General features: G+C 33.1%; 5 protein-coding genes. All 5 read right to left on the bottom strand.

Going from position 1 to position 4320, the window contains the following annotated elements:
• Positions 1 to 232 precede the first annotated feature (232 nt).
• Positions 233 to 1027: a cation transporter gene (locus LBU54_RS15070; protein ID WP_224531920.1), complete on the bottom strand. Its 795-nt coding sequence runs from the start codon at positions 1025 to 1027 to the stop codon at positions 233 to 235.
• A gap of 169 nt (positions 1028 to 1196) precedes the next feature.
• A complete protein-coding gene (locus tag LBU54_RS15075) occupies positions 1197 to 1460 on the bottom strand; it encodes a hypothetical protein (RefSeq protein WP_224531921.1) in 264 nt (87 codons plus the stop codon).
• 419 nt (positions 1461 to 1879) lie between these two features.
• A complete protein-coding gene (locus LBU54_RS15080; protein ID WP_224531922.1) occupies positions 1880 to 2698 on the bottom strand; it encodes a hypothetical protein in 819 nt (272 codons plus the stop codon).
• Positions 2699 to 2867: 169 nt separating this feature from the next.
• Positions 2868 to 3533 carry a hypothetical protein gene (locus LBU54_RS15085; protein ID WP_224531923.1) on the bottom strand — a complete coding sequence of 222 codons (666 nt, stop codon included), beginning with the start codon at positions 3531 to 3533 and terminating at the stop codon, positions 2868 to 2870.
• Positions 3534 to 3764: 231 nt separating this feature from the next.
• The gene (locus LBU54_RS15090; protein ID WP_224531924.1) at positions 3765 to 4043 is read right to left on the bottom strand and encodes a hypothetical protein; all 279 of its coding nucleotides are present in this window, start codon (positions 4041 to 4043) and stop codon (positions 3765 to 3767) included.
• Between the last annotated feature and the right edge of the window lie 277 nt (positions 4044 to 4320).

The following is a 4320-nucleotide window of genomic DNA, read 5'->3' on the forward strand; positions in this document are numbered from 1 at the left end:
TGGTTTAGCGCTCTGTTGTGAACAATTTACTTTAAGATGCACTGTCAGCGAAGCTGCGCAGATTAAAGTTCGCCCTGGGCGAATTGTTCACAACGGTCTCGGCTATGAGTAGTTGCGTGGGTTAGCAATTAACTTTGCTAGTACGCACCAAACTGAAAATCTGCGAGGATTTTCAGAAGAAGGCGAGAACAAGCAATTACTTATAGCCATTGTTGTGGTTAGTGTTTTTTCGTTATTTACTCAATTTTAATATTCTAAATGCTCCTTGAATTACCAAAACAAAAACGATTGTTCCGATAATCAAATCTGGTTTGCTTGAACTCAACCAATTTACCAAAAGTCCAGCTATAATTACTCCCAAATTGATAATCACATCGTTCGAAGTGAAAATCATACTTGCTTTCATATGAGCTTCTTCTTTGCTCTTTGACTTTTGCAAAATGTAAAGACAAATTCCGTTTGCAATAAGTGCAAAAATCGAAACGATAATCATTGTCGAAAAATCGGGAAGTTTCTCGTCTCCTAAAAACCTCCTTAAAACTTCCACAAATCCAATAAGCGCAAGTGTTATTTGAAAATATCCAGCAAGTTTTGCAATCAGTTTTTTTCTTATCAAAGTTCCGCCAACAGCAAACAAACTAATTCCGTAAACAAAACTGTCCGCAAGCATATCTAAACTGTCGGCAACAAGTCCCATTGATTTTGAGATTATTCCAGTTGTCATTTCGATTAGGAAAAACACAAAATTTATGGCAAGCACAGACCAAAGTAGGTTTTTCTGATTTTCATTTTCTTTAAATTCCGTTCGGTCAGTTTGTGCAGTCGAGATTTTCTTTCCGCCTAAATTCAGTTCGATAATCGCCTTTTCGATTTGGTCAATTTCTCCGCTGTGAAAAACGATCAATTTTCGGTTGGGAATGTCAAAGTCCAAATTCGCAATACTTGAGATTCCGTCTAATTTCATTCGGATTAGATTTTCCTCGGAAGGACAATCCATGTTTGTAATCTCAAATATCGTTTTGTTCATTCAATTTCTCGGTTTTTGGACATTAACCACAACGGTCTCGTATAACCGTCAGTTACGGGATTAAAGTTAATGTTTTTCGGTTAAGCACTGACGCTCGCAATTCCGAGTGGATTCGGACGTAGTCGAATCCGCCGTAATTGCGGTTATACATTGTTGTGCATAGTGTTTTTTATTCATTCCGTTTATAATTTAGACCAGTTTTAAATCCACTATAAGCCAAGAAAATCAGCAGTAATATTTGGGTGTAAAAAAGAACACTCGATAAAATTCCGAAACTATTTTCTTTTGGTTTAATTTCTTGTTCAATTTGTTCTATTCCGTCGCCAGCACTCAAAGGTGGATAAATAGTCCAACCAGAAGTTTGTTGAATAAAATTCTCCACAATTGTGCTAATTCCGTTCAGGATTATTATGAGAAGAATTGTCGAAATCATTAAAATCAGATTTGCAGTCAGATTTTTAAAATTCCTGCGTAATGTTCGGATAAGGTAAATTCCGAAAAACACTAAAACGCCGAGTAAAAGGATGAAATGAAAATTGGCAATTACGAAATAAGTGTCGTGAACATTTATGTCCAGAGTTGAGTCAGACTTCAGTCCATCAATTCCGAAAATCAGCGTGTTTAAAATCAACACGAGAATTGTCGTTCCAATCAGCCAAAATATTTCTTTTTTTCTCAAATTTTAATTCAAATTACGGGTTTTGGAACATTATGCACAACGGTCTCGGCTATGATTTCGTTGTGGAATCATCCGCAGGATTATTCCGCAGAAATCCAGTCGTTAGATTAATACATTTATTTTGGTGTGGCACAAAACCACAATGAATTATAGCCATTGTTAGCACCAGTAATTTATTTCAATTTCGTATTTATATTTTTTAGCTTATTCGCAAATTCCTTCTTTCTCAATTCTTTTTTTCTTTTGTCAACTGCCTCATCTAATGAAAAATAGATAATAGTCTTTACAATCGGCAGGTATTCTCTGCATTCCTTTTCCTGTAATTCGTGAATTCCTTTACTCAAAGTGCTGTATATGTGTGAATTCTCATTAAAATAATCCGGAAGATATTCTTTGATATAATCAATTTTATCCTCCATTCTTTTCTTGCGGAATTCAACTTCCGATATTTTATTCTTAATATCAGTATCAGTGAAGGTTTGTATAATTATATTTTCAAAGATTCTTCGTAAATAAAGAAATGCACCAATTGCATATCCGTAAGATTCAAGTTGGGACGCTTTAGCAAGCTCACTTATATTTTCTTTGGATAGAACATCCTCATATTTATTAAAGCCATCCTTGACAGAATCATATTTTGATGGGTATTCTGCTATTTTTATTATTTCCTCTCCGTCTACTAAAAATCCGTACAAGATTTTGTGCTGTGAGTCCAAACTACATCTAAAGGTTTTATAAAGAGTAGGTTCATTGCGCACTAATTGAGGTGGAAATTGCATATTAGGAACTCTTGGCGCATCTCGATAGACTTTATCTGGCGTAAAAACCCTTTTGTCTTTACATTTTGTGCAATAAAGCTCAACTCTTTCGCTAAAGTGTGTTATAAGATATTCTAAAGTATATTCCTTTTCTTCTCCATCCTCATCAATCAAAACTGTGTTTTTCAATTTTTGATAAAGAGTTGAGTCGAAAATTATCTTATGTAAATTCATATTTAGTTTTTCTTATTGGTGCTAACGGTCTCGGCTATGATTTCGTTGCGTTGAAAATTCCAGAGGAATTTTCGACCGTAGAAATCCAGCCGTTTAAAGTTAAACTAATTTTGGGAATAGGCGAGTAGTAGCAATGAATTATAGCCATTGTTGTAGCTAGTTTTTTTAATTAATGATTTCTTTGTTCCGTAATTATCCGTTTATAGGTTTTTTCCAATAATTCAGATAGTTTTACATTCTCTACTTTTATTTTAGATAACATCTTCTTATACAAAGAAATATTCTCTTCATTGTGTTCGGGATGTATTTCGTCAAATATGAAATAAAATATACTTTCTATTTGTTTATCGGTTAACCTTTCCAGTTTTTCACAAGCAATTTTTGTGTCGGATAAAAAGCGTTCATAAATTTCAAAACCTGCTCTTAAATAATCAGCTCCATATTCACCTCCAATACAAATGTTAAAATACTTATCGTAATATACATCTTTGTCATAATAGTCCATTTTACTTAAATATTTAACCCAAGGATTTGGAATAAGGATTTTGGAAATATAACCTTCCTTGTATTTGTTTTTTTCCCGTTCTTGGACTTTTTTGACTGCATCTATATACATTGCATCACTCATTTCTGAATGACTATTTGGAAGTAATTCAAAAAATAATTTCTCTAATTCTTTCTTTTTTTCCCCATCGCTTTTGAGAACTTTGTCAAAATATAGGTTAATCGAATCAACTCTAGATTCAGTCACGCTTAAATTGGAAAAATCGATATCAATTTGACTTGAACATAAATTGTATATTAAAAAAAATAGAATTGATAGTTTATTTTTCATTAGGTTTTTCAAATTAGCTACAACGGTCTCTGCTATGATTTCATTGCGGTTAGCAGTTTGCGAAGCGTTGCTAGTTTTTTCCACACGTGCGAAGCAAACAGCGTAACGAAATTATTAAATATCTGTTTAAGTATTAAATGTAGGAAAAATTATTCTTGTTAGCCAACAGTAGCAATTAGACGAGCGTAGCAAACTGGTGTAAGCAATTATAGCCATCGTTGTAGGCAGTTTTTATTCGACTTTTAGTTTATGATATTTCACTTTTCCGTATTTGACAAATTCAAATACTATTAATTGAGAATTATTTGTTCCTAAATGACCATATAAAGCATTTTCTTCTTTTCGTAATACTCCCTTTAAAATCATTTCCATACTAACTCCACAACCTTGCATTTTGTCAAACCTTTTATCTAATTCTGGTGTAAATTCTACTGCGTTTAGATTCAAGTCCATATCAAACAGGTTATAACAATTATCTTTCTCAATTAGGTTAAATGAGGAATATTCCATACAATTTGAATAAATTCCGCTAATTACAACAGTATCATTAATGCGATTATTAAGTTCACACGCTTTTGTTATAACTTTTTCATTTTGGTAAAAGATAATTTTGGAATTGCACGAAATGAAAATTGTAATAAACAAAATTCCTATTGTTACAGTATTTATAAGGCTCTTTTTCAAATTAGCTACAACGGTTTTGGCTATGGTTTCGTTACGGAATGGTACGCGAGTATCATTCCGCCGTAACCATAAATTTAGCAAAAAGGCTCGAAATTCCGATTAG

Origin of the sequence: Winogradskyella alexanderae (assembly GCF_020166335.1) — a bacterium.
In the GTDB taxonomy this organism is placed as follows: Bacteria; Bacteroidota; Bacteroidia; order Flavobacteriales; family Flavobacteriaceae; genus Winogradskyella; species Winogradskyella alexanderae.

Excerpts from the sequence above, each read along its gene's own strand:
- LBU54_RS15070 (WP_224531920.1), bottom strand. The coding sequence starts at position 1,027 with ATGAACAAAACGATATTTGAGATTACAAACATGGATTGTCCTTCCGAG.
- LBU54_RS15075 (WP_224531921.1), bottom strand. The coding sequence starts at position 1,460 with ATGATTTCGACAATTCTTCTCATAATAATCCTGAACGGAATTAGCACA.
- LBU54_RS15080 (WP_224531922.1), bottom strand. The coding sequence starts at position 2,698 with ATGAATTTACATAAGATAATTTTCGACTCAACTCTTTATCAAAAATTG.
- LBU54_RS15085 (WP_224531923.1), bottom strand. The coding sequence starts at position 3,533 with ATGAAAAATAAACTATCAATTCTATTTTTTTTAATATACAATTTATGT.
- LBU54_RS15090 (WP_224531924.1), bottom strand. The coding sequence starts at position 4,043 with ATGGAATATTCCTCATTTAACCTAATTGAGAAAGATAATTGTTATAAC.